This is a genomic window from Flavobacterium sp. NLM (assembly GCF_002210235.1).
GTDB lineage: Bacteria > Bacteroidota > Bacteroidia > Flavobacteriales > Flavobacteriaceae > Flavobacterium > Flavobacterium panici.
The window spans coordinates 149,928-169,877 of sequence record NZ_LIAC01000009.1; the positions used below are offsets into that span (position 1 = coordinate 149,928).

The window sequence follows — 19,950 nt, forward strand, 5'->3', positions numbered from 1 at the left end:
TCAAAAATGACAACAATAACCTCTTCGACTACTTTTCTGGATCGAAAAGCAGCATTAGAAAAAGAACATAAAGCACTAATCGAACGAAAAAATACTCCGGAAGAAAATGCTGGAAATGGGATTTATGAACGCTATAAAAATCCTGTTGTTACCGCATCTCACGTTCCGTTGAACTGGCGTTTTGATTTAAACGAAAAAACAAATCCGTTTTTACAGGAACGAATTGGCGTAAACGCCGCTTTCAATGCCGGAGCAATGAAATGGAACGGAAAATATCTTTTGGCAGTTCGTGTTGAAGGAATTGATAGAAAATCTTTTTTTGCCATTGCAGAAAGTCCAAACGGAGTCGATAATTTCAAATTTTGGGATAAACCGTGCGTAATTCCGCAAACCGAAGAACCAGATACAAACGTCTACGACATGCGTTTAATCAACCATGAAGACGGCTGGGTTTACGGTATTTTTTGTACCGAAAGAAAAGATCCAAAAGCACCAAAAAGCGATACAAGTTCGGCTGTAGCCAATGCAGGAATCGTACGTTCAAAAGATTTAGTAAATTGGGAAAGATTACCGGACTTAATTTCAAATACCGGACAACAGCGAAATGTTGTTTTGCATCCGGAATTCGTAAACGGAAAATACGCTTTATATACACGTCCGCAAGACGGATTTATTGACGTTGGAAGCGGAGGCGGAATTGGTTTGGGATATGTTGAAGACATGACAAATCCAGTTGTAAAAGAAGAAAAAATCATCTTCGGAAAACAATACCACACCATTTACGAATTAAAAAATGGTCTTGGCCCTGCCCCAATCAAAACAGAAAAAGGATGGTTACATCTTGCTCACGGCGTTCGTAATACCGCTGCAGGATTGCGCTACACTTTATATATGTTCATGACCGATTTGAATGATATTTCGAAAGTAACACACGTTCCGGCCGGACATTTTATGGGACCTGAAGGAATTGAAAGAGTCGGCGATGTATCAAACGTTTTATTCTCAAACGGATGGATTGAAGATAACGACGGAACTGTTTACGTTTATTATGCATCATCAGATACAAGAATGCACGTTGCTGTTTCCTCTGTAGAAAAATTAGTTGATTATGTGATCAATACTCCTGCAGACACTTTTATTTCTGCAGGATCTGTTGAAACGATCATCAATCAAATTGAAAAAAATAACGCAATTTAAGCATCGTGTGTACAACTGTAAAACAGCTAAAAACAGAATTAACAACAGAGCTGGATTCTATTTTAAATTATTGGATAAAACATACACTTGATACTCAAAACGAAGGTTTTATTGGTCAGATTGATTTTAACGATCACCTAATTGCCAATGCAGAAAAAGGCGCTGTTTTGAATTCAAGAATTCTTTGGACTTTTTCATCAAGTTATCAAGTCACCAAAAAAGAAAATCATAAAAAGATTGCCGAAAGAGCTTTTGATTTTCTTTCCAAATATTTTTATGATGCTGAATTTGGCGGACTTTTTTGGAGCATTAATGTTGACAAAACACCAAAAGATACCAAAAATCAAATCTATGCTTTAGCATTTGCGATTTATGGTTTAACCGAATATTATGCTATTTCTAAAGATGAAAAAGCTTTAGAAATAGCCAAAAATTTATATTTTAAAATTCAGGAACACAGTTACGATCCTGTAAACAAAGGCTATCTCGAAGCTTTTACAAGAAATTGGCAGCCAATTGACGATTTGCGTTTGAGCGATAAAGATGCCAACGAAAAAAAGACAATGAACACACATTTGCATATTATTGAAGCGTATGCAAATTTGTATAAGGTCTGGAAAGATGAAACGCTTCGAAAAAACAGTATCGAATTATTACAAACAATTGAAAAGCATTTTATAAATACCGAAACCGGGCATCTTCGTTTATTTTTTGATGAAAACTGGATCGAAAAGCCAGACGTAATTTCATACGGACACGATATCGAAGCGGCGTGGCTTTTATTGCAATGCGCCGAGATTTTAGAAGATGAAAATTTAGTTGCCAATTATAGAAAACACGCCGTTCAAATTGCCGAAGTTACCAAAGAAGGATTAGATTCTGACGGAGGTTTATGGTATGAATTTGATCCTGAAAAAAACGAATTAATTGCCGAAAAACATTGGTGGGTTCAGGCCGAAGCTTTAATTGGTTTTTACAACGCTTATCAACTAACCGGAAATGAAGATTATCTGGAAATCGTTTTTAAAAACTGGAAATTCATAAAAAAATACATTCTCGATCTTAAAAACGGTGAATGGTTTTGGGGAATTTACAGAGATTATTCTTTAATAGAAAAAGACAAAGCAGGATTCTGGAAATGCCCTTATCATAACAGCCGCGCTTGTATGGAATTGATTCAGAGAATAAAAGATTAAAAAAATTAAAATCGTTGAGTGAAATTAATTTAAACACATAGAAACATAGCTTCTCTTTGTCTTCAAAGGCGTTTCACTTGCATTAATACACATAAGCCTATGTGTGAGAAACTAGTTTCTTTCTTTAATCTTTTTTAAGCTAAATATAAATCTATGTTTCTATGTGTTAAAATTCTTTTATAAATGATATTTAACCACTAATAATCAATCAATTGTATTAAAAATATTACTTATGAAAACACTCTTTCTTTTTAGTTTATTATTTCTAAATACAATAACAAATGCACAAGGCAACCTTGTCAAAAACCCAGGTTTTGAATATGAGTTTGTCAACTGGAACGGCAGCGACGCGGCCTACATTTCTCCTTATGATAAAAAATCAGGAAAAAGCTGTGTTGCAATCAATCAGTTTGTTGGTGCCGAATGGAAAGCCGTTGACCAAACGATAAATATTCCAAAAAACATTTATGCTCTGGAATTCAGCGTTTGGATTAAATCTGAAAGTATCGAAGAGCAAAAAGAAGCCTACAAAGCCGGTGCAGCAATTGCAGAGTTTACAACCTTAACCGATAAAAAAATTACATCCGAAACTTTTGCCCAGGTAAAAGGAACAACCGAATGGACGAATTATAAAAAAACGGTAAAAATTCCAGCCGACGCAAAAAAAGTCCGCATTATGCTTGCGCTCGCACAAACCAACGGCACCATTTATTTTGATGACGTAAAAGTTACCACTCTTTTAGAAGAAGAGTATTTAAAACAAACCTCAGTAACTACCGAAAAATAAGAGATGAAAAAAACAATATTAAAAATAGCCTGCATAAGCTTCTCGATTTTAGTATTTGCAAGCTGTTCTTCAGATAACGAAAAAGAAGACGAAACTATAATAATAGTAGATCCACCAACGCAAAGCGATCCGTTGACAACACAAAACGCACCAACTTATATGGTTGATGCAAATGCAACTAAAGAAACCACCGCTTTATTTTACAACTTAAAAAGACTGGCGCAAAGTAAAGTGGCCATTGGTCAGCAAGATGCTTTTAATGGCTTTTATCAGGATGCAGGCGGAGATTCTGATATCAAAAAAAATACGGGTTTTGATCCTGCCGTTTTAGGTTCAGATTTTATGTTTATTACCGACAAAAACAATAACAATCAAGCCGATAACTGGTTTTATCAGCAAGAAGTAAAAATTACAAGCGATGTAAAAGCCGCTTACTCGAAAGGTATAATCAACACCTTTAGCTGGCATATTAGAGAACCTTTTAAAGACGAATCTTTTTATGCCGCCGATATGTCGGCACAAGAAAAAGCAACAGCTTTTAAAAGTATTTTACCTGGCGGAACTAATCACGAATGGTACAAGAAAAAATTAGACAAAGTGGCCAGCGTAGTTTTAAATTTAAAAGGCTCAAACGGCGAATTGATCCCGATAATTTTCAGACCTTTTCATGAATTCGACGGAAGCTGGTTTTGGTGGGGTGCAAATTACTGCACTGCCGATGAATACAAACAAGCGTATCAATTTACAGTTGATTATTTAAAAAACACAAAAGGCGTTCACAACATTTTATATGCCTTTTCTCCAGACAACTCATACACAACAGAAACCAGCTATTTAAGCCGATATCCGGGCGATAAATACGTCGATATTCTGGGAATGGACAATTACGGAGATTTCAACAATCAAGGCACAACAGGTTCCGGCAAAGCCAATGCAAAACTGAAAATGATCTCTGACATTGCTAAAACGAAAGTAAAAATCGCTGCTTTAACCGAAACGGGTTACAGAGTGACGAGTTCAATTCCGCCAGTTACAAACTGGTTTTCAACTTATTTATATGATGCTTTAACAGCAAATGATATTCAGGTAAGTTATGTAATGTTTTGGAACAATAACAGCGATGGATATTATGTTCCGAATGGTTCAGTTTCAAATGCTGCAGATTTTAAAACTTTTAGTACCAAAACAAAATCGGCGTTATTGAATTCCCTGCCGAAGATGTATGAAATGCCGAAATAATACTTTTGTTTAGATGGCACACGGATTACACAGATGAAACGGATTTTCACGGTTATTTTATAAACAATGTAAATAATAAAAAATCTGCTTTTACCTGTTCAAATCAGTAAAATCAGTGTGCCATCTAACACACAACTAAAAAATAAACAATGAAAAACAGATTTCTAAAACACCTCAGCTTTGCTTTAATTTTCTCCGCAATCGCTTGTCAGGCGCAGGAACGAATTACGGTAAAAGGAAACCAATTTTATAAAGGTGATAAACCATATGCTTATATTGGAACCAATTATTGGTACGGAAGTTTATTGGCTTCCAAAAAAGTAGGCAACAGAAAAAGATTAATTAGAGAACTGGATTTACTCCAAAAAAACGGAATCGATAATCTAAGAATTTTAGTTGGCGGCGATGGCGGAAAATACGATTTTACCGTTCGTCCGGCTTTGCAGTATGAGCAGGGAAAATACGATGAAGATTTATTGGACGGACTTGATTTCTTAATCAGTGAAATGAGCAAACGTAAAATGTATGCTGTTTTGTATTTGACAAACAACTGGGAATGGTCTGGCGGAATGTCACAATATTTAGAATGGAATGGAAAAGGTCCAATTCCGGTTCCGGCGATTCCGCCTAATACGTGGCCGCAATTTATGTCGTATACAGAACAATTTCATAGTTGTGAACCTTGTATGAAAGGTTTAGAAAATCATGTGAAATTTATTATTGGAAGAACAAATTCATATTCTAAAAAGAAATATACCGAAGATAATACCATTATGGCTTGGCAGGTTGGAAATGAACCCCGAACTTTTACTCCAGAAAACGAAACAAAATTCACAGTTTGGCTAAATAACATTGTCGATTTAATTGACAGCTTAGACAAAAACCACTTAATCTCGACTGGTTCTGAAGGTAAAAACAGTTCAAATGACAGCATGGAAATTTTTGAACGCACGCATCAGAATCCGAATATCGATTATTTGACGATGCATATTTGGCCAAAAAACTGGAATTGGTTTAAAGCAGATAATGCCGAAAAAACACTTCCGACAACTTTAGAAAATGCCGGAAAATACATTGACGATCACATTAAAGTCGCAAACAATTTAAAACGCCCCATTATTATTGAAGAATTTGGCCTGCCGAGAGAAAATGAAAATTTAATCGCAGGATCTTCCGTAGCAAATCGGGATATTTTCTACAATTATATTTTTAGCCGAGTTGCCGAAAGCATTAAAAATAATGGTCCGCTGCAAGCAGCAAATTTCTGGGGATTTGGCGGTGAAGGAAAAGCAATTAATAAAGACGGAAAATGGAATCCCGGCGATCCGTTAACAACAGACCCTCCGCAGGAACCTCAAGGTTTGAATTCTGTTTTTTCTTCGGATAAATCGACATTAAAAATTGTAAAAGATTATAATTTGAAATTGAAAAAATAAAGGAATCTTAAACCATATAAGTAATTTAAGAACATATAAAAGTCTGTGTCAATATATTATAAAATATAAATAACATATTATTCAGCCCCTATTTTACGTAAAGACGCACAGCAGTGCGTCTTATGCGCAACGAATATACGCGACGTTTACAATTGAAAAAATAAAAATATTATTCATCCCTATCTTCCGTAGAGACGCACAGCAGTGCGTCTTATCCGCAACGAATATACGCGACGTAAACCGGACGTTAGACGCACTGCTGTGCGTCTCTACGATTATGCACATGTTAGAATTATTGCTATGCTAAAATCTTTTCAATTGCATTCAATTCATCTTCTGCAAACACTGTATTTTGCAAACAATCGATATTATTACACAATTGTTTTACAGAACTTGCACCAATTAAAACAGAGGTAATTCGTTTGTCTTTTTGCAGCCATGCCAAAGCCAATTGCGCTAAAGACTGATTTCTATTTTGAGCAATTACATTCAGTTGAATTAATTTCTGAATGCGTTCTTGTGTAACTTCATTTTCTTTCAAGTGTCCGTTTGGATTATGTGCTCTTGAATTTTCGGGAATTCCGTTTAAATATTTATCTGTTAAAAGTCCTTGTGCCAAAGGCGAAAACGCAATACAACCCACTCCTTTTTCTTCTAAAACATCTAATAAACCATTTTCTACCCAGCGTTCCAGCATTGAATATTTTGCCTGATGAATTAAGCAAGGCGTTCCCAGTTGTTTTAAAACATCAACCGCAGCACGAGTCTGCTCTGCCGAATAATTACTGATTCCAACATACAAGGCTTTTCCACTTCTAACAGCATGATCAAGTGCCATCATGGTTTCTTCAATTGGCGTTTCTGGATCGGGACGGTGCGAATAAAAAATATCGACATAATCAATGCTCATTCGTTTCAAACTCTGGTCTAAACTTGACAATAAATATTTTCTGGAACCCCAGTCTCCGTAAGGGCCATTCCACATTGTATAACCAGCTTTTGTAGAAATCACAATTTCATCACGCAGATTTCCCTGAAAATTATGCCATAATATTTTACCAAAATTTTCCTCTGCAGAACCTGGAACCGGACCGTAATTATTGGCTAAATCAAAATGGGTAATTCCTTTATCAAAAGCTTCTACCGCAATACTTTCCGCATTTTCAAAATTATCTACTGAACCGAAGTTATGCCATAATCCTAAGGAAATCTCAGGCAGTAATAAACCGCTTCTTCCACATCTGTTATATTTCATTGTTTTAGTTTAAAGGTTGGAGTTTTAATAGAATTTAAAAATACAAAAAAACTCCCGCAGATTTTGCTGATTTGGGAGATAAAAAATCTACCTAATTTGCTAAATCTGCGAGAGAAAATTAAAAATCTAATTCATTTTTAATTTTGTAAATTTGTTTAAATTATAAAATTATGAATAATAACTGGCAAAATTTGATTTCAATAAATCCTGATATAAGATTTGGCAAGCCTGTAATTACAGGAACCAGAATTTGTGTTTCAGATATTCTTTCTTGGCTTTCTACAGGAATGTCTTTCGAAGAAATTATTGAAGATTTTCCTGAATTAAATAAAGAACATATTCTCGCCGCTTTAGCTTTTGCAGCTAATAGAGAAAATATTACAAAAATAATTGCAGCATAATGAAATTACTTTTGGATGCCAATATTTCCTGGAGAATAATCAAACTTATCGAGAATGATTTTCCTGATTGTTTTCACTCTAAAGATATTCCTGTAAATCAACCTGCAAAAGATTTAGAAATTTGGGAGTATGCCAGAAAAAACAATTTTATTATTCTAACACATGATGATGATTTTGAAAAATTATTACTTCTAAAAGGTGCTCCTCCAAAAGTCATTATATTAAAGACTTTCAATAAAAATACAAAACAAATAGCTGAACTTTTAATTTCAAAAAAGGAAATTATTATATCATTTATTTTAAATGATGAATTAATGATTTTAGAAATTTATTAGTTAAAAATAATTCGCCACGAATTCACGAATTTTTAAACAATTAATTCGTGAATTCGTGGCGAAAAAAAACTTCACGCATTAGTGCCTTTGTGGCAAAAACTTTTATTCCTTTATTTCAAAACCGTCTTGTAAACCTTTATCAGAGTTTCCTCCAACCATAATTTTAAAAGTTCCAGATTCAACTAAATAATCTCCTTCATTATCATAAAAACCAAGTTCCTTATCTGTTAAAGTAAAAGTTACTGTTTTTGTTTCACCTTTTTTTAAACTTACCAATTCAAAACCTTTTAATTCTTTTATTGGGCGAACGATACTTGCGTACTCATCATGGATATATAACTGAACTACTTCTTTTCCATCGTAATTCCCGGTGTTTGTAACCTCAACACTTACTTGTACATTTTCTCCTTTTGCAAATGACGTTTTATTCAATTTCAGGTTTTTATAATCGAAAGTTGTATAACTCAATCCAAAACCAAACGGATATTGCGGTGTTTTCTCCACATCCATATAATGCGACCAGAAAACATTTTTATCGCTGTCTGTCGGTCTTCCTGTACTGTATTTGTTATAATAAATTGGAACCTGACCTACATTTCTCGGAAACGACATTGGCAATTTTCCACTCGGATTATAATCTCCATATAAAACCTGCGCAACCGCATTTCCTGTCTGCGTTCCTAAATGCCACGCTTCTACAATTGCCGGAACATTTTCTGCCGCCCACGGAATACTCAACGGACGTCCGTTATTTAAAACCAAAACTACATTAGGGTTTACTTTATAAATTTCTTCTAATAATTCTTGTTGCAATCCTGGCAAGTTCAAATCAGTTCTACTTCTTCCCTCTCCGCTTTGAAAACCGTATTCTCCCAAAACCATTACGACAACATCAGCGTTTTTTGCCACTGTTTTTGCCGCTTCAAATCCGCTTTTGTCCGTTGTATTGAAAACAGTCTCCGTTAAGAAAGTTGCTTTTTGCTTCAATAAATCAACTCCTTTTTCAAAAAACAATTGATTGTCTTTATATTGCTGCATTCCTTCTAAAACCGAAACCGCTGTATTATCATCAGCAGCAATTCTCCAACTTCCCAGCGGACTGTTTTTATCGTTTGCCAAAGCTCCAATCAAAGCAATTTTTTGTCCTGATTTTTTTAGCGGCAATAAATTCTTTTCGTTCTTCAACAAAACGATAGATTTTTTCGCCATATCCAAAACGCCGTCGTTATTAGATTTACTTCCAACAACAGCCTTTTCACGTTTTTCATCGCAATATCTGTACGGGTCATCAAACAATCCCAATTCAAATTTCACACGAAGAATTCGTCGAACCGCATCGTCAACCAAAGATTCTTTTACTTTTCCTGATTTTACTAAATCAACTAATTTTGCGACATACAAATACGATTCCATATCCATATCAGAACCGGCAATTACGGCTTTTGCAGTTGCATCGGCTTCATCTTTTGCATATCCGTGCGCAATCATTTCACGAATCGAAGCATAATCTGAAATTACAAATCCGTCGAACTTCCATTTTCCTTTTAAAATATCTCTTTGTAAAAAGGCATTTCCGGTTGCGGGAACACCATTTAATGTATTAAACGAATTCATAAATGTTCTAACTCCCGCATCAACAGTCGCTTTAAAAGGAGGCAAAACCGAATTGTACAATTTCGAATTACTAATATCCACAATATTATATTCCAATCCAGCTTCAACATAACCGTAAGCGGCAAAATGTTTCGCACAGGCTGCAATCGTATTTACTTTAGTTAAATCTGCAGTAGTTTCTCCCTGAAAACCTTTTACTCTGGCGTAGCCCACTTTACTTCCTAAATATGGGTCTTCTCCGGCGCCTTCCATCACACGTCCCCAGCGCGCGTCATTTGCGACATCAACATTTGGACCAAAAGTCCAGTTAATTCCAGATGCCGAAGCTTCATCTGCCGCAATCGCCGCCGATTTTTTAATGGCTTCTAAATCCCAGCTTGCTGCTTCTGCCAGCGGAATTGGGCTTAACGTTTTATAGCCATGTATTACGTCAAAACCAATAATTAACGGAATCCCTAATCGTGTTTCTTCAACTGCGATTTTCTGCACAGCGCGAACTTCTTTTACGCCGCGAACTGTCAGCATTGATCCTACTAATCCTTTTCTTAAATGTTCGTATTTTAATTCAGCCGTTCCGCCTTTTGGAGCTGGTCCCGTAACATCCCAAAAACCATTGTATTGGTTCATCTGCCCGACTTTTTCCTCCAATGTCATCAAGGGCAAAAGCAAGTCAATTCTTTGCTCAATAGTTTTATTTTTATCCAGATACAGCTTTTTTTGTGCATTCATATTTCCAACGGTAAACAGGGACAAAACCCCAATAATTATTATTTTTTTATTTTTCATGGTTAGTTTTTTTAAAAGGTGCTATCCCGATAGCTATCGGGACTGAGATGCTAAGATTCTAAGTTTTTTTCCAAAACTTTGCGCCTTTGCGTCTTTGCGAGATTCAAATTATACATTGTGTGGCTTCGACTTCGCTCAGCCTGACAAAAGCAAGCAAAAACATCTGCGCAAATCAGTTGAATCAGTAAAATCTGTGGGCAAAAAATCTAAAATCTACATTCTAAAATCTAAAATTTCCTATTCTGTAATAAAACAAGAAGCCGGTAAATTTGCTTTATTAAACAAATCTGACTGTGTTGTATTTCCCCATGCAAATCTCACTTTTGCTGGGTTTATTACTTTTTTGCTTGTCAAAATCACCTGATTATTTTTTATTGAAGCTTCGGCTGGATAGAAAACTCCATCGACGCCAGCCACTTCAAATTGATTCGATTCTTTATCTTTGAAATACAATCCGTCTCCATAATCAAAAGAAACCACAACTTTATTCTTATCCACTTTAAAAGCTTTAAAAAGCGGACCATTTACCAAATTTGAATTCACTTTATAGGTTTCGGCTAAAGCCAAATTTGCTAAACGAATTCCGACTGATTTTTTATTCTTTGGATGAATATCAATCGTATCTGAAATATCCGAAGTTAAAACCATTCCTGTTTTTGGAACTTCTTTTAAAATTTTTCTTTGAGAATTTCTAACCGTAACATTCGAGAAATTATTTGTTCCGGTTTTGTAAGGTGCAATTTGAACGAAATAAAAAGAAAATTCGTCGTTCCAGTTTTTTCTCCACGAAGTAATCAAAGCAGAAAGTGTTTTATCGTAAACCAAAGAACCAACATTTGATTCTCCCTGATACCAAATTGTTCCTGCAATTTTGAATCCAACAATTGGAGCAATCATCGCATTATAAGCACGTCCGGGTTGATGTGGCCCATATTCCTGTTCGTATAGTTTTTTAGCGTTTTCTAATAAAACCGGATCGTTTTGAATCACTTCTTCCGGCATCCAGATTTCAGCCGGAGTTCCGCCCCAATTAGATGAAATTAATCCGATTGGAACATTTTTTAAATCTTCGCGTAAGCGTTTAGCAAAAAAATAACCAACGGCGCTGAAATACTTCATAGTTTCAGGAGTCGATTCAACCCAATTTCCTAATACATTATTTTGCGGAGTTGTTGCCGTGGATTTTGAAACGGTAAAAAATCGAATATTTGGATTTGCGGCATTTTTAACTTCTTCATCGCCGTTATCGATTCCCCAACTTGCCGACATTTCCATATTGGATTGTCCTGAACATATCCATACTTCGCCAATTAAAATATTTTTTAAAACAACTTCAGTATATCCTTTTATAGAAATTGTGTAAGGGCCGCCGGCTTCAGGAGTTTTAATTATAAGTTCCCATTTTGCCTGATTATTTGTAACTGCTTTATATTCCTGATTGTTCCAGCTCGAAACTAATTTAATTTCTTCTTTTGGATTTGCACAACCCCAAATTTTAACTTCTGAATTTCGCTGTAAAACCATATTATCTCCAAAAATATTCGGGAGCGTAACATTTGCTGTTATGCTATTTGAAATCATAAAAAAGAAAATAAGCTTAAGTATATTATTTTTCATTTAACAGCTTTTTTAAAAATGGAGCATATTCATCTGCCAAAACTTTATGATCAGCCACATCAGGATGCCCTGAACAGCCTTTTGGTGTCATTGGTTTGAATTTGAAAATCTGAATTGATTTGTGCTGTTTATCTTCTGCGAAAGCATTTTTCACTTTATTCAAACAATCTTCAAAAATAACTCCTCTTTCTCCGCCAACCATTGGACTGTTTGTAATAACAATCTGCACATTTGGATTGTGTTCGTAAAGCATTTTTATAAAGTTGATGTAGTTCGAAACATATTTTTCGGGATTAAAAGTCAGTCGTTCTTTTTTTCCGTCTCCGCCAGAAAAATCATTTGTTCCTAAAGCAATACTTATAATATCCGGTTGAAAAGCAAAATCGTATTTAGGTTTTGAAGGATCTTTTGTCAAATATAAATTAGGATAAACATCTGGCATTATGGCTTCGTCTTTGTTTTCGTCGTTCCAGTTTCTGTAAATTCCAATTCCCGAAACGCAGCTCATTAAATAGTTTACACCAATTTCTCTTGAAATTCTTGGTCCGTAAGCGTAATAACCATTATGATGATCCATATATTCTCCTTTATCGCATGGAATATCCGACGGATCACTGGCTGCACCGCAAGTAATGGAATCCCCTATAAATTCGATTTTCTTTTTCTTTTTAGAAGAAATTGAAGTCAATTTTGCTGTTGTTCCGGCAAACAGAATATTCCCGCTTTGGGCTTCGGTATTTTTATAAATTTCTAAATGATGTTCTTTTTTATTGGAAGTAACTTTTATAGGAAAGGATTGAACTGCTCCTTTTTCGATTCTGATTTTTCCAATATATTTTCCATCTAAAACCAGCTGAACATAATTATGATGTTCATAAGAATCTACACTTTGAAGTGAAATTGAACATTCATTTCCTGCAAAATTAAAAGATACAGAAGATGCAGTTCCTATTAAGATTACTTGATTATTTTGAAGTTTATCAACTCTTCCGGCATAAAGAAAGGTATTCTGGTTTTGTGATGTCGAAACAATTGAAATCAGCAAAAACAGAATTAAAAGTGCGTTTTTTTTTGGAAACATAATTTATTTGTTAAAATATAAATACGATTCACAAATATATTTGAAACTTAATAAACATAAAGATACTAAAACATCAAAAAGTAATAAAAAAACACCACGTAAACACATCGTTAAAATGCTAATTCTTACAATTTATACTGTATTTAGAAAAATAACGTTCTATCTTAGCAATTAAACCTTTTCTTATTTAAAAAAAATGAAACTCAACTTTTTCACCATCATATTTTCCGTCATCTTATTTTCTTTTTGTACTGCAAAAGAGAAAAATAAAACTATCATTCAAAAAGAGCAATCAGCAATCGATCGGGATTCTATAATAGTTTTTGCCAAAAAATATTTAGGGACACCTTATTTATATGCGAGCAGTAATCCTGAAAAAGGGTTTGACTGTTCTGGTTTTGTGAGTTATGTTTTTGGGAATTTTGGTATGACTTTACCGAGAAGTTCCAGCGGATATAAAAATTTAGGAACGGCGCTAAAACCTGAAGATTTTAAAGTTGGGGATATTTTGGTTTTTTATGGGTATAAAGACAAAACGGTAATTGGTCATCTTGGCATAATTTGCGAGGCAGACGGAATGCAGTCTAAATTTATTCATGCTTCATCTGGAAAAGCGCAGCAGGTTACAATCACTTCACTTGCTACTGAACATTACACCAATCGTTTTTATAAATGTATTGATGTAATTTCTAAATAAAAAAACTCCAAATACATGACATATTTGGAGCTTCCACTTTATAACTAACCTTTATTTTTAAATAACCGTTCCTTTTAACGTAAGTATTTTTGGAGCAGTTTCAGCACTTGTTGTTACGGTAACTGTTTTTGTAAAAGCGCCTTTGTTTGCTGCATTGTAAGTTGCTGTTACTTTTGCAGATTTACCAGGTAAAATTGGCTCTTTTGTGTAGTCTGTTGCTGTACAACCGCATGAACCCTGAACTTGTGTAATTACAACAGCAGTTTTTCCTGTGTTTTTAAATTCATAAACGATAGCTTTTGGAGTTCCTTGTGGAATTTCTCCAACATCAATTGTTTCTGCTTTCCAAACAATTGCCGAAGCTGTCTCAGTAATTTTTGTTTCAGCTGTTAAAGATTTTACCGGAGCAATTGCTGAAAAAGACATTAGGCTTAAAGCCAAAACCAGCATAGAAATTTTGATGATTTTCATAGTTAAATATATTAATGGTTTATAGTTCGATTTTTACATTACAAAGATATTTCAGACAAAAGCAAATCGCTGTTAAGCGGTTTCAAATGTTTGTTAATGACTTGTTAATCGCTGTTTTTAACTATATTTTTGATTAATATTACACTCTCAAAAGTCTGTTTTCTTGAAAATTAATAAACTCAATAGTATTATTGTTCTGGGATTGGTCGCCATTATTAGTATTTTGGTGGCGCAATTGCTTTGGACAAAAGAGGCTTTTACGATAGAGCAGAAAAAGCTGAGTCAAAAAGCGCATATCGCTCTTCTTGAGGTTGCTAAAAAACTATATGAAGGAACCAGTCACGAACTTCCGGCTCAAAGTCCTGTGCAGAAAATTTCAAATGATTATTATATTGTAAATGTCGACAATGACTTTGAACCTGATATTTTAGAATTTTATCTAAAAACAGAATTCAAAAAAATGAATATCACGACTGATTTTGAATATGCGATGTACAATTGCCAGAGTGATGAAATGATTTACGGCGATTATATTTCTTTATCGAAAAAAAAATCGGAATGCAAAAAGACGGTTTATTTCCCCAAACATAAAAATTTAGTCTACTATTTTGCGGTTCGTTTTCCTAATGAAACGACTTATTTATTTAGTTCGATGCGCTTTTGGTTTGTGCTTTCGATTATGCTGATCTTGATTTTGTTGATTTACGTTTATTCGATTTTTACGCTTTTACAGCAAAAAAAATATTCTGAATTACAGCGTGACTTTATCAATAATATGACGCATGAATTTAAAACACCTTTGTCTTCTATTTTAATTGCGTCCAAATATTTAAGTGAACAAAATCCTATTAAGGACGATAAAAAACTGCATACTTATACAGAGATTATTATTAATCAAAGTAATAAGCTGAATCATCATATTGAGAAGATTTTAAATATTGCCAAATCAGATTATGCACCTTTAGAATTAAAAAAGGAACCTGTTTTAATTATTCCGGTTATTGAAGAAGCGATTGAGAATATTCAGTTAAAATATCCTGAGGCGATTATTACTATTGAAAGTCCGTCTAAAGAATATTTATTAGAAACAGATGTTTTTCATTTTGGCAATCTAATTTACAACCTTTTAGATAATGCGGTAAAATACTGCAATAAAAAACCTGAAATTACGATTAGAATTTATGAGGAGAATTCCATTTTAAAATTGGAGTTTGTCGATAACGGAATTAGAATTTCTACTAAAAAATTATCTTATATCTTTGATAAGTTTTACCGAATTCAAAACGAAAAGAGCAATGAAGTAAATGGTTTTGGACTTGGTTTATATTACGTAAAAGAAATCTGCAGTTTGCAAAACTGGAAAATAAAAGCTGAAAATAATACTGAAAACGGGGTTACTATAACTTTGTCTATTCCTTATAAAAAATGAAAAATTTCAAGATACTTTATACCGAAGATGATGAAACGCTGGCGTTTTTGACCAAAGATAATTTGGAACAAAACAATTATGAAGTGGTTCATTGTACGAATGGAAAATCTGGTTTGGAAACTTTCAAAAATGAAGATTTTGACATTTGTATTTTTGATATTATGATGCCAAAAATGGATGGTTTTGAACTGGCTGAAGAAGTTCGAAAAATTGATACGGATGTTCCTATTATTTTTCTTTCGGCTAAAACTTTGAAAGAAGATCGTATAAAAGGACTTCGCCTTGGTGCCGATGATTATTTGGTAAAGCCATTCAGCATTGAAGAATTAATCTTGAAAATTGAAGTTTTTCTGAAACGTTCTCAAAAGAATAATAAAGTCGAAAAATCGGTTTATGAAATTGGTAAATATCAATTTGATACCAAAAATTTTATTCTTTTTAATGATGAAGAAAAAGTGGGCCTTACACAGCGTGAAGCCGAATTACTGAAATTATTTCTTGACAATAAAAATTTAGTTTTAAAAAGAGAGCAGATTTTAACTGCACTTTGGGGAACTGATGATTATTTTATGGGAAGAAGTCTTGATGTTTTTATTTCGCGATTGCGTAAAATTTTATCCAACGAAAAAGGTATTTCGATAGAAAATCTTCACGGAATTGGTTTTAGGTTTTCTATAGCGTAATTGTAAAGTGTATTCTTTCAAATAATCACAATTCTGTTAAAAATAAAGAATAATCTGTAAATAGATTTTGAAAAATCTTTGTATTTTTAAGTTCTAATTTTCCAGATATGAAAATACATCATTTGCGAAATGCCACATTGGTTATTGAGACAGAAAAGCATGTTATTCTTGTAGATCCGATGTTAGGAAAGAGAAAAACAATTGCTCCTTTTACTATTTTTCGTTACAATCCAAAACGCAATCCTCTAGTGGCCCTGCCTAAAAACAGCAGGGAAATTTTGAGCAATGTTACGCATTGTTTAATTACGCATTTGCACCCTGATCATATTGATAAGGCCGGTGAAGTATTTTTAAGAAGAAAAAGCGTTCCTGTAATTTGCAATGCTAAAGATGAAAAGACTCTATTACAAAGAGGTCTTAATATTGTGCAGACTTTAAATTATTGGGAACCTCAGCCTTTTTTAGATGGAAGAATTATTGGAATTCCTGCTCTTCATGGTTACGGCTGGATTGCAAAATTGATGGGAAATGTAATGGGGTTTTACATTGAACTTGCAAACGAAAAATCGGTTTACATAAGTTCTGACACTATTTTTACAGATGATGTTCAAAAAGCTTTAATTGAACTCAAACCCGATATTGCAACGGTTGCCTGCGGAACTGCCCGATTAGATATTGGACAGCCTTTACTAATGCGAATGAATGATATTTTGAAGTTTACAGCACTTTCACCTGGAAAAGTTTTTGCCAATCACCTTGAAGCTTTAAATCACTGCCCTACAACTCGCGAAGAATTAAGAAAAGCATTGACAGAGAATAATCTTTTGTCTAAAGTTGCTATTCCGAGTGATGGAACTAGTGTAGATTATTGATCCTAAATAAATTCTGTTTTTACTTAAAAATAGTTTCGTTTTGCTATTTCCTGTCTCGGTATTAATACTATATTTGGCTCTTAATCCAACCAAAAACAAATGGATAATTTTTTAAGGAAAATAAACTTAGTTAAAGATATTACAATAGAATTACCCGTTTCAAAAATAGATTTTACTGAAAAATTCAGAAACAATGTTGATGAATCTGATCTGGGTTTTGTCCCTTTTGAAGCTTTTCAATCCAGTAAAAATGAATACAAAGGAAATATTGACGGCAGTGCATTTGAATTAAAAAAAAGAAGACGATTATTTGACACTAATTATTCATTTGCTGAAGTAACTGGAAGTTTAATTGAGCGAAATGAAAAGTTGATTATTGATGCTGAAATTTTAGGTTTCAAAAAAAGAATGATTATCATTTTTGCATTTATAGTTTTATTCTATCTCATATTTATTGCAGGAATGATATCAGTAGGTGATGATACTTTTATTTTTTTACCTTTTTTACTTATTCATATGTCAATTATGTTAGGCATTCCTTACTTTATAATTAGAAGAAGCGTAAACAGAATGGCTTATGATTTAGAAAGAGATTTTCACTATTGGGTAACAAAAAACTAGTTCAATTTTTTTATTATAAAACTAACAATCTAAACTCTCTCAAAGTATTAATTGGTTTCGAATACCAGAATAATTCAAAATCTTCTAATGAAGTTTCGAAATCATTTTTTACTTCCTGAAAAGTATAATTTTTGGTATTCGAAATTGATATTTTTGTTAAGATATCAATTAACCATTCACCTTCTTCTTTACTGGTTTGAATGGTAAAGCTTTCTTTTTTATCATGAAAAGTCAACGACATCATTTCCCAGCTTCTTCCTTTTTTTGATTTTGTAAAGATTTCTGCCGAAGGTTTTCCACCAAGCCAAACAACTTTCGCATTTGGTTTTGTATTGAAATCATTTTGTTCTTCTAGCGCATTAAAAATAAAATCGGGATGAATTTTTGTTTTCGGAATTTTAAAATCAAACCAATCCTGCAGTTCATAGTCAAAACAAATTCCGTGCATAAAGTTGAACAGTGATTTCTTTAAGCCGAAGCTGAATTTATCGTGATTGATTCCTGTTGAATCGGTATACTCTATATCATTATTGGCAAAAGTTCCGATAACCTCTGTTTTTTTAGTAACACCAAATTGCTCCGGATATAATCCAACCGGACTATGAGCAGTTAAGGCAAACTGATGCCAAAATCCTGATTGCAAAACTCCGGCTTCAAATAATTGGCGAACCATTTCAAGACTGTCAATCGTTTCCTGAATGGTTTGCGTAGGATATCCGTACATTAAATATGCATGAACCATAATTCCGGCTTCAGTAAAATTTCGGGTTACTTTTGCAACTTGTTCTACCGTTACACCTTTGTCGATTAATTTCAATAATCTATCTGAAGCCACTTCTAAACCACCGGAAACGGCAATACAGCCGGAAGCTTTTAGTAATAAACATAAATCTTTAGAAAAGCTTTTTTCAAATCGAATATTTGTCCACCAGGTTACTGCCAGTTTTCGTTTTAAGATTTCGAGTGCCAATGCACGCATTAAAGCCGGCGGTGCAGCTTCATCAACAAAATGAAATCCGTTTTGACCCGTTTGCAGAATCAATTCTTCCATTCGGTTGCAAAGTAAACTTGCCGCAACGGGCTCGTAAACTTTAATATAATCAAGTGAAATGTCACAAAATGTACATTTTCCCCAATAACAGCCATGAGCCATTGTAAGCTTATTCCAACGTCCGTCGCTCCACATTCTATGCATCGGATTTACAATTTCGATAACCGAAATGTATTTATCCAAAGGAAGATCTGAATAATCCGGCGTTCCTACATAGGCTTGTTTGTAGTCGTGTTTTAAGGAATTGTTTTTGTAGACAACTTCTCCATTTTCTAATAAGAAAGTTCTTTTATAAGAATTGTAATTTGGATTTTCTAAATTGAAAATTAATTCTTCAATTGGAACTTCTCCATCATCTAAAGTAATAAAATCAAAAAACTTAAAAACTCGTTTATCCGAAAGTGAACGTAATTCAGTATTTGGAAAACCACCTCCCATTGAAATTTTAATTTCGGGATGATTTTGTTTAACCCATTGTGCAGATCTAAAAGCGCTATATAAATTACCCGGAAATGGAACAGAAATTAAAAATAATGTAGGTTTTACAGCTTCTATTTTTTCTTTTAAAATTGAAATTAAAATCGAGTCGATATAAGTTGGATATTGCTGTAAAGCATTGTATAATTCATCAAAAGAATTGGCGCTTCGACCTAAACGTTCAGCATATCGGCTGAAGCCAAAATTTTCGTCGACACATTCTACAATATAATCAGAAATATCTTCAAGATATAAAGTTGCCAAATGTTTTGCTTTATCTTGAGTTCCCATTGTTCCAAAAGCCCAATCGAGTTCTTCTAACTGTGCAAAACGAGAAGCTTCTGGCAGAAAATCTTCCTGACAAATCTGCAAAGCCAAAGTTGGATTTTTTCCCTGCAAAAACTGAATTACAGGATCAATCGTTTTAATATATTCATCCTGCAAAGCAAAAATACGTTTGGAGTTATCAGAAATAGTATTTCCAACAACTTCAAACTTGAAACCTGAAACCTGAAACAAATCAGAAAGTCCTTTCTTCGAAAACAATTCTAAAATCACATCAATTCCCAAATCTGCCTGAACAGATTCGATATTTTTTGTATTTAGAAAACCTTTTATATACGCCGTCGCCGGATACGGAGTATTCAGTTGGGTAAATGGTGGTGTTATTACAAAAAGTTTCGTTTTCAAAAGAATTTATTTTTT

The 19,950-nt window shown here is 33.9% G+C and carries 18 protein-coding genes; 12 read left to right on the top strand and 6 right to left on the bottom strand.

Annotated elements, in window-relative coordinates:
* The first annotated feature begins 6 nt into the window (after positions 1-6).
* From APR43_RS12935 to APR43_RS12955, 5 genes are all read left to right on the top strand, one after another.
* Positions 7-1,197: a glycosidase gene (locus APR43_RS12935; RefSeq protein WP_053473836.1), complete on the top strand. Its 1,191-nt coding sequence runs from the start codon at positions 7-9 to the stop codon at positions 1,195-1,197.
* Between the two features lie 5 nt (positions 1,198-1,202).
* Positions 1,203-2,393 carry an AGE family epimerase/isomerase gene (locus tag APR43_RS12940; RefSeq protein WP_053473835.1) on the top strand — a complete coding sequence of 397 codons (1,191 nt, stop codon included), beginning with the start codon at positions 1,203-1,205 and terminating at the stop codon, positions 2,391-2,393.
* A 232-nt stretch (positions 2,394-2,625) separates the two neighbouring features.
* On the top strand, positions 2,626-3,180 hold the full coding sequence (locus APR43_RS12945) for a hypothetical protein (RefSeq protein WP_053473834.1): 555 nt from the start codon (positions 2,626-2,628) through the stop codon (positions 3,178-3,180).
* A gap of 3 nt (positions 3,181-3,183) precedes the next feature.
* On the top strand, positions 3,184-4,419 hold the full coding sequence (locus APR43_RS12950) for a glycoside hydrolase family 26 protein (RefSeq protein WP_053473833.1): 1,236 nt from the start codon (positions 3,184-3,186) through the stop codon (positions 4,417-4,419).
* Positions 4,420-4,568: 149 nt separating this feature from the next.
* Positions 4,569-5,855 carry a glycoside hydrolase 5 family protein gene (locus APR43_RS12955; protein ID WP_053473832.1) on the top strand — a complete coding sequence of 429 codons (1,287 nt, stop codon included), beginning with the start codon at positions 4,569-4,571 and terminating at the stop codon, positions 5,853-5,855.
* 298 nt (positions 5,856-6,153) lie between these two features.
* On the opposite strand, the gene APR43_RS12960 is transcribed toward APR43_RS12955, so the two are convergent.
* The gene (locus tag APR43_RS12960; protein ID WP_053473831.1) at positions 6,154-7,110 is read right to left on the bottom strand and encodes an aldo/keto reductase; all 957 of its coding nucleotides are present in this window, start codon (positions 7,108-7,110) and stop codon (positions 6,154-6,156) included.
* Positions 7,111-7,280: 170 nt separating this feature from the next.
* Between APR43_RS12960 and APR43_RS12965 the strand changes: the two genes are divergently transcribed.
* Positions 7,281-7,511, top strand: coding sequence for a DUF433 domain-containing protein (locus tag APR43_RS12965; protein WP_053473830.1), 231 nt, complete (start codon positions 7,281-7,283; stop codon positions 7,509-7,511).
* Positions 7,511-7,846: a DUF5615 family PIN-like protein gene (locus tag APR43_RS12970; protein ID WP_053473829.1), complete on the top strand. Its 336-nt coding sequence runs from the start codon at positions 7,511-7,513 to the stop codon at positions 7,844-7,846. Before APR43_RS12965 ends, APR43_RS12970 begins: the two co-directional genes overlap by 1 nt.
* A 102-nt stretch (positions 7,847-7,948) precedes the next feature.
* Here the strand turns inward: APR43_RS12970 and bglX are convergent, their stop codons facing one another.
* The 3 genes from bglX to APR43_RS12985 all read right to left on the bottom strand — a co-directional run bounded on the left by bglX (position 7,949) and on the right by APR43_RS12985 (position 12,944).
* On the bottom strand, positions 7,949-10,246 hold the full coding sequence (bglX, locus tag APR43_RS12975) for a beta-glucosidase BglX (protein WP_053473828.1): 2,298 nt from the start codon (positions 10,244-10,246) through the stop codon (positions 7,949-7,951).
* Between the two features lie 237 nt (positions 10,247-10,483).
* A complete protein-coding gene (locus APR43_RS12980; protein ID WP_053473827.1) occupies positions 10,484-11,863 on the bottom strand; it encodes a sialate O-acetylesterase in 1,380 nt (459 codons plus the stop codon).
* Positions 11,853-12,944 (bottom strand): SGNH/GDSL hydrolase family protein, encoded by a 1,092-nt coding sequence (locus tag APR43_RS12985; protein WP_053473826.1) that lies wholly within the window; start codon positions 12,942-12,944, stop codon positions 11,853-11,855. Before APR43_RS12985 ends, APR43_RS12980 begins: the two co-directional genes overlap by 11 nt.
* Positions 12,945-13,140: 196 nt before the next feature.
* Here APR43_RS12985 and APR43_RS12990 point away from each other — a divergent pair, with 196 nt between their 5' ends.
* Positions 13,141-13,641 carry a C40 family peptidase gene (locus tag APR43_RS12990; protein WP_053473825.1) on the top strand — a complete coding sequence of 167 codons (501 nt, stop codon included), beginning with the start codon at positions 13,141-13,143 and terminating at the stop codon, positions 13,639-13,641.
* A gap of 57 nt (positions 13,642-13,698) precedes the next feature.
* On the opposite strand, the gene APR43_RS12995 is transcribed toward APR43_RS12990, so the two are convergent.
* The gene (locus APR43_RS12995; protein ID WP_053473824.1) at positions 13,699-14,112 is read right to left on the bottom strand and encodes a DUF1573 domain-containing protein; all 414 of its coding nucleotides are present in this window, start codon (positions 14,110-14,112) and stop codon (positions 13,699-13,701) included.
* A 163-nt stretch (positions 14,113-14,275) separates the two neighbouring features.
* Here APR43_RS12995 and APR43_RS13000 point away from each other — a divergent pair, with 163 nt between their 5' ends.
* The 4 genes from APR43_RS13000 (at position 14,276) to APR43_RS13015 (ending at position 17,717) form a co-directional block, all read left to right on the top strand.
* A complete protein-coding gene (locus APR43_RS13000) occupies positions 14,276-15,541 on the top strand; it encodes a sensor histidine kinase (protein ID WP_053473823.1) in 1,266 nt (421 codons plus the stop codon).
* Positions 15,538-16,224 (top strand): response regulator transcription factor, encoded by a 687-nt coding sequence (locus APR43_RS13005; protein ID WP_053473822.1) that lies wholly within the window; start codon positions 15,538-15,540, stop codon positions 16,222-16,224. The genes APR43_RS13000 and APR43_RS13005 overlap by 4 nt, the downstream gene beginning before the upstream one ends.
* Positions 16,225-16,331: 107 nt before the next feature.
* A complete protein-coding gene (locus APR43_RS13010) occupies positions 16,332-17,096 on the top strand; it encodes an MBL fold metallo-hydrolase (RefSeq protein WP_053473821.1) in 765 nt (254 codons plus the stop codon).
* 99 nt (positions 17,097-17,195) lie between these two features.
* The gene (locus APR43_RS13015; RefSeq protein WP_053473820.1) at positions 17,196-17,717 is read left to right on the top strand and encodes a hypothetical protein; all 522 of its coding nucleotides are present in this window, start codon (positions 17,196-17,198) and stop codon (positions 17,715-17,717) included.
* Between the two features lie 13 nt (positions 17,718-17,730).
* On the opposite strand, the gene APR43_RS13020 is transcribed toward APR43_RS13015, so the two are convergent.
* Positions 17,731-19,935 (bottom strand): B12-binding domain-containing radical SAM protein, encoded by a 2,205-nt coding sequence (locus tag APR43_RS13020; RefSeq protein WP_053473819.1) that lies wholly within the window; start codon positions 19,933-19,935, stop codon positions 17,731-17,733.
* Positions 19,936-19,950: the final 15 nt, after the last annotated feature.

Excerpts from the sequence above, each read along its gene's own strand:
- APR43_RS12935 (WP_053473836.1), top strand. The coding sequence starts at position 7 with ATGACAACAATAACCTCTTCGACTACTTTTCTGGATCGAAAAGCAGCA.
- APR43_RS12945 (WP_053473834.1), top strand. The coding sequence starts at position 2,626 with ATGAAAACACTCTTTCTTTTTAGTTTATTATTTCTAAATACAATAACA.
- APR43_RS12950 (WP_053473833.1), top strand. The coding sequence starts at position 3,184 with ATGAAAAAAACAATATTAAAAATAGCCTGCATAAGCTTCTCGATTTTA.
- APR43_RS12955 (WP_053473832.1), top strand. The coding sequence starts at position 4,569 with ATGAAAAACAGATTTCTAAAACACCTCAGCTTTGCTTTAATTTTCTCC.
- APR43_RS12960 (WP_053473831.1), bottom strand. The coding sequence starts at position 7,110 with ATGAAATATAACAGATGTGGAAGAAGCGGTTTATTACTGCCTGAGATT.
- APR43_RS12965 (WP_053473830.1), top strand. The coding sequence starts at position 7,281 with ATGAATAATAACTGGCAAAATTTGATTTCAATAAATCCTGATATAAGA.
- APR43_RS12970 (WP_053473829.1), top strand. The coding sequence starts at position 7,511 with ATGAAATTACTTTTGGATGCCAATATTTCCTGGAGAATAATCAAACTT.
- bglX (WP_053473828.1), bottom strand. The coding sequence starts at position 10,246 with ATGAAAAATAAAAAAATAATAATTATTGGGGTTTTGTCCCTGTTTACC.
- APR43_RS12980 (WP_053473827.1), bottom strand. The coding sequence starts at position 11,863 with ATGAAAAATAATATACTTAAGCTTATTTTCTTTTTTATGATTTCAAAT.
- APR43_RS12985 (WP_053473826.1), bottom strand. The coding sequence starts at position 12,944 with ATGTTTCCAAAAAAAAACGCACTTTTAATTCTGTTTTTGCTGATTTCA.
- APR43_RS12990 (WP_053473825.1), top strand. The coding sequence starts at position 13,141 with ATGAAACTCAACTTTTTCACCATCATATTTTCCGTCATCTTATTTTCT.
- APR43_RS12995 (WP_053473824.1), bottom strand. The coding sequence starts at position 14,112 with ATGAAAATCATCAAAATTTCTATGCTGGTTTTGGCTTTAAGCCTAATG.
- APR43_RS13005 (WP_053473822.1), top strand. The coding sequence starts at position 15,538 with ATGAAAAATTTCAAGATACTTTATACCGAAGATGATGAAACGCTGGCG.
- APR43_RS13010 (WP_053473821.1), top strand. The coding sequence starts at position 16,332 with ATGAAAATACATCATTTGCGAAATGCCACATTGGTTATTGAGACAGAA.
- APR43_RS13015 (WP_053473820.1), top strand. The coding sequence starts at position 17,196 with ATGGATAATTTTTTAAGGAAAATAAACTTAGTTAAAGATATTACAATA.